Origin of the sequence: Protofrankia sp. BMG5.30 (assembly GCF_001983005.1) — a bacterium.
GTDB lineage: Bacteria > Actinomycetota > Actinomycetes > Frankiales > Frankiaceae > Protofrankia > Protofrankia coriariae.
This window is the reverse complement of sequence record NZ_MOME01000088.1, coordinates 1-4273: the sequence shown is the minus strand read 5'-3', so window position 1 is coordinate 4273 and position 4273 is coordinate 1. Positions and strand designations below refer to the sequence as shown.

At 67.1% G+C, this 4273-nt stretch carries 5 protein-coding genes and 1 pseudogene; 3 read left to right on the top strand and 3 right to left on the bottom strand.

Annotated features, from left to right (window positions below; genetic code table 11):
- Positions 1-574 precede the first annotated feature (574 nt).
- Positions 575-901: a multidrug efflux SMR transporter gene (locus BL254_RS24625; protein ID WP_047225307.1), complete on the top strand. Its 327-nt coding sequence runs from the start codon at positions 575-577 to the stop codon at positions 899-901.
- On the opposite strand, the gene BL254_RS24620 is transcribed toward BL254_RS24625, so the two are convergent.
- Both BL254_RS24620 and BL254_RS24615 read right to left on the bottom strand, forming a co-directional pair.
- A complete protein-coding gene (locus BL254_RS24620; protein ID WP_139342507.1) occupies positions 898-1743 on the bottom strand; it encodes a PaaI family thioesterase in 846 nt (281 codons plus the stop codon). The genes BL254_RS24625 and BL254_RS24620 overlap by 4 nt on opposite strands.
- A gap of 22 nt (positions 1744-1765) precedes the next feature.
- On the bottom strand, positions 1766-2206 hold the full coding sequence (locus BL254_RS24615; protein ID WP_256386280.1) for an enoyl-CoA hydratase/isomerase family protein: 441 nt from the start codon (positions 2204-2206) through the stop codon (positions 1766-1768).
- Positions 2207-2333: 127 nt separating this feature from the next.
- On the opposite strand from BL254_RS24615, the gene BL254_RS24610 reads away from it, so the two are divergent.
- Positions 2334-3326 (top strand): phosphotransferase family protein, encoded by a 993-nt coding sequence (locus BL254_RS24610; RefSeq protein ID WP_200902588.1) that lies wholly within the window; start codon positions 2334-2336, stop codon positions 3324-3326.
- Positions 3327-3357: 31 nt separating this feature from the next.
- Here BL254_RS24610 and BL254_RS29045 read toward each other — a convergent pair whose 3' ends face one another.
- Entirely contained in the window at positions 3358-3489 is a 132-nt protein-coding gene (locus BL254_RS29045) for a hypothetical protein (protein ID WP_256386279.1), read from the bottom strand.
- 211 nt (positions 3490-3700) lie between these two features.
- Here BL254_RS29045 and BL254_RS28895 point away from each other — a divergent pair.
- Positions 3701-4273, top strand: a pseudogene (locus tag BL254_RS28895) (hypothetical protein); the annotation flags it as partial.

The following is a 4273-nucleotide window of genomic DNA, read 5'->3' as shown; positions in this document are numbered from 1 at the left end:
ACAACTTCCCGACCAAGAAGTCATCCGACGGAGGCGTGCGTTTCGCTCCAACGATAATGATCACCGGGCGGATCTTATCTTAGCGGCATTGGTCCACGTATCCTCCAGCGTAATGGCGGCGACCTTCGCCGACGGCACGCACAGCACAGCAAATCGACAGGAGAGAACGAGCACACGGATCACGCGTTACCTGCCGCCATCGGTCAGCCGTCGGATCGGTGAACCCGTTGACCGGAAAGCCCCCGGTTGGCGAGCTGGCGAAAAGCCGGGYGGCAGCCGGCCGGGTTTCGTGGGCCGACAACTCCACCGGCGGCCATACACGCCCGATGGACGGACAACAATGGGGCATCTCGAAGTGGCCCCGTAGCGGGAGTGCGCACACCCGGAGCCGGCACAGGCCGGACGGGCCCGCGGCGTTCGCCAGCGCCTTGATCAGGGAAAGTGGGTGGATACGTCAACGTCCCACCTGCCCACCTGCCCCGGCCGGCGGAGTACGTCGGGTTCTGACGATGCGTCCCAAACTACTGACCACTGATACGTCGATACCGGTAGCGTCGCGCGAAAGGTCACGATCTTGCCTGCTCTGTTGTTGGCCCTGGCGATTCTGTCCGAGGTGACCGCGACGGTGAACCTGCGGCTGTCGGAAGGATTCACCAAGCCGCTTCCCTCGATCGTCGCGGTAGTGGGATACATCGTGGCTTTCGGCCTGCTGTCACAGATACTCAAGATGGGAATGAGTATCGGGGTGGCCTACGGGGTCTGGGCCGCCAGCGGTATCGCGCTGGTAGCGTTCATCGGAGCCGTTTTTCTCGGTGACAAACTGTCCCTGGTGCAGGTGGGCGGCATCGTGCTGATGATCGGCGGAGTCCTCGCCATCGAGCTGGGAGCGACCACGCACTAATGACGCACCACGGTGCCGATCGTGCAGGGCTTGCCGGTCCCGTTCGTGGCGACGACGCGGATGGTGCCGAGAGATTGTCCTGGATGCTCGATGTTCGCGGTCAGTTGGACGTTCGTCAGCGGCGGGATGTTGCGGACGTAGTGGACGTGGATGGAGACCGTGCGCGCCGGGCGCGGCAGGGTGAGCGCCGCGAGCCAGTCGGTGAGGCAGAGGGTCACGCCGCCATGCAGGTTGCCGAGCGGGTTGGCCAGCCGCGGGAGCGCCGTCACATCCATGTGCGGGGGCCGCACGGTCACGGCGTGGCCGAAAAGGCCCGCGAGGGTGCCGACGTCCAGCGGCTCGTCGGTCGTGACGACCCCGTTGGCGATCACGTCCTCCGGGGGCGATCGGTCGATCCAGCGGCCTCGCTCCTGGCAGTATGCGACGACGTCGCCCGACTCGGTGCGGACGCGGCCCCGGGCCAGGGCGCCGACCTCGTCCGCGTGGACGACGCGGCCCTCGGCGTGGACCATCGTCCCGTCCAGGGGAAGATCTCGGACGATGTCGAGCGTGATCTCGGTACTGATCGACCACGTCCCGGCCACCGCGCCGATGGCGTAACCGAGCACATCGTCGATCAGGACACCGAGCGCGCCGGCTGGTGTCATGGCGAGCCCGGGGCCCTGGTCCGGGCCGTTCGTCGACAGCCAGGGCCCGAGACACATGGCGCTCGTCACGAGGCCGCCCGGGCGGAACTGAAACGGCTCCACGCGGAACAGCTGCTCGGGAATGCCCATCACGAACGGCACCGGCCGATCGGACGGGAGTGGCGCCGCGTCGGGGCCGCCTGTTGTGGCGCTCACAGGAACCTCGCGATGACTGGTCTCAGAGAGGYGTCGGAGTGCTGTCGGCACGGCCGCGGTCCACCCGGTCGAAGAACTCCTGGGACCGCTTCATGACGGTGGGGTTGCCGCCGCACAGCGCATATCCCCACATCGCCTCCACCCGGAGCTGGTCGTGAAGCGGCCGGCCGATGATTTCCAGCACGGTCTCCTTGGCGGATTCGATGGCTGCCTGGTCGCAGCGCAGAATGCTGTCGACGACCTTCTGCACCTCGTCGAGGAGTTCGTCGTGGGGGACGACAGCATTGACCATGTTGGCGGTGTAGGCGCGCTGCGCGGTGACCGGGTTCCCGGTGAGCAGGAGCTCTAGGGCGAATCCGACTCCGCAGCTGTTGACGAGGCGGACGATCCCACCGTCGGCGGGATGCACGCCCCGGCGGACCTCGAAGGTTCCGAACTGGGTACGGTCACTGGCGATCCGCAGGTCACACGCGTACGGTCCCCGGCCACATCCGAGGAAACGGTGCGGGTAAAGCGGCTCCGGGCGATACCGGGCAGCCAGGGAGCTGTTCGCCAGCGGTCAACGGCCGAAGATCGAATACTATGCGGTCGTGAGCGCGCACGGTGACACCGCCGACCCTGACGGGCGGGTGGGAAGCGCGGCTGGTGTCGTGTGTGCCGGCGCTCCCAGCGCGGGGAAGGCGCAGGCCGCTACCGCTACCGCCAGTTTGTCGACTGTCGTGGATGTTGTCACGGCACATCTGCCCGGTCTGCGGGTCCACTCGGTCGAGCTCCTGGGCGAGGGACTCGACAACACGGCCTACCTGGTCAACGACGAACTGGTCGTCCGCTTCAGCAAGGAGTCCGATCCGACGGACCGTGCCGCGCGGATCGTCCGTGAGGTCGCCCTGCTCGCCGTCGTCGCGGACGTCTGTCCGGTGTCTGTTCCGGCGCCGACGGTCGTCGCTCCTGACCTGGGCTGCCTCGCCTATCCGAAACTCCCGGGCGTGCCGCTGGCCGATCTTGGGCTGCCTGCGGACGCGGCGCGGGCGGCGGCCATCGCCGCGTCGCTCGGGGATCTGCTGGCTTCGCTGCACGCCGTCCCACCGGAACGGGTCGCCGGCCTGGTCGAGCCGGACGACCAGCCGACCAGCGGATGGCGGGAGGACGCGGCCGCGCTCTACGCGGCGGTCGCCAACGCCGTCCCGGCGCATCACCGGCGATCGATCGAGATCTTCCTGGCGACCCCGCCGCCCGCCGACAGGGCGGAGCTCGTGTTCTCGCACAACGACATCGGGATCGAACACGTCCTTGTCGATCCCGCCACAGGCTTGGTCACCGGCGTGATCGACTGGAGTGACGCCGCGCTCACCGACTCCGCCTACGGCATCGGTCTGCTCTGCCGTGACCTCGGCGACGTGGCGCTGACGACCGCCGTCGACAGACTCCGGCACGCCCACGACCAGGCGTTCTCGCTGCGAGAACGGGCTGTCTTCTACGCACGCTGCAGCGTCCTTGAGGACTTCGCGTACGGCCTGGAGACGGGGCGGCAAACCTACACCGACAGAGGCCTCGCCGCACTGAACCGACTTTTCCCGCCGTAGGACGCGCTTTACCCCTCCAGGGCCCGCTTCATCATCGTCTGGAAGAGCGAACGGCGCGTCGGGCACCACCCCGCTGGTAGACCGTGACGTAGGTGTCCGCCACCTCGGACGGAAGCTGGAACACGTGCCCGAACACCGCCAGCCGGATGGTCACCACAGTCATCGCCAACGCCGTACGAGAGTCACAACCATAAACAGCCCACCGGCGGGTGGGATACCGACGCCTGCCGGGAGGCCGCCGGCTTGGCGGGGCCGCGGGGCGTCGTGGTGACAGCCAGTATCTCCCGCTACGAGCCGAGCTATCATCCTCCAGACCAGGAGGGCGAGGTCCGAGCGCCTTCAAGGCTCCAGCACAGTCGCCGTATTTTTGTGTAGTGGATTTAGACGATGCGTTGCGTGCTTTGGCGACGCTGCAGAGGGCTTCCAGCCGGGATACCCAGTTGCCGTACCAGCCTTTGACGTTGTTGTGGGCAGTCGAACGTGCCGCGGAAGGCGTGCGGTTGAGCCGATGGTCGCGGGCACGTGCGGGACTGGCCGCAGCCCTCGCGACGGACGGTACCGCGGGTCATCGACGGGTAACGCCGGAATATCCTGTCGTTGCGCTTCGGGACTCGCCGTTGTGGGAGATCCGCGCCAGCTCACCAGCGCCGCCGGCACACAGCCCACAGCCACGCCGGTGGCTGGATCGGGAAGATCCCGAGTTCGGTCTCTCCGTGCCTGCCTTCGACCTCCTGCGGGATGACCGTCACCGTGAACAGTTCGTTACGGCGCTGCGCGGTCTCATCGAGCAGATCATCGGTGCTGGCGGCACGGCTGGCATCTTCTGGGAGATCCAGCCGGGAGTTGTCGCGGTACGCCGTGACATCCACGCTCGATATGGCGGTCGACGACAAGGCGGCATCGGCCCGTCCCGCTCTACCCCTAATATTCTGATCTTCACCGACCCT

Bases quoted from the DNA above. Each gene is read 5' to 3' on its own strand.
- BL254_RS29045 (WP_256386279.1), bottom strand. From the start codon at position 3,489: ATGACTGTGGTGACCATCCGGCTGGCGGTGTTCGGGCACGTGTTCCAG.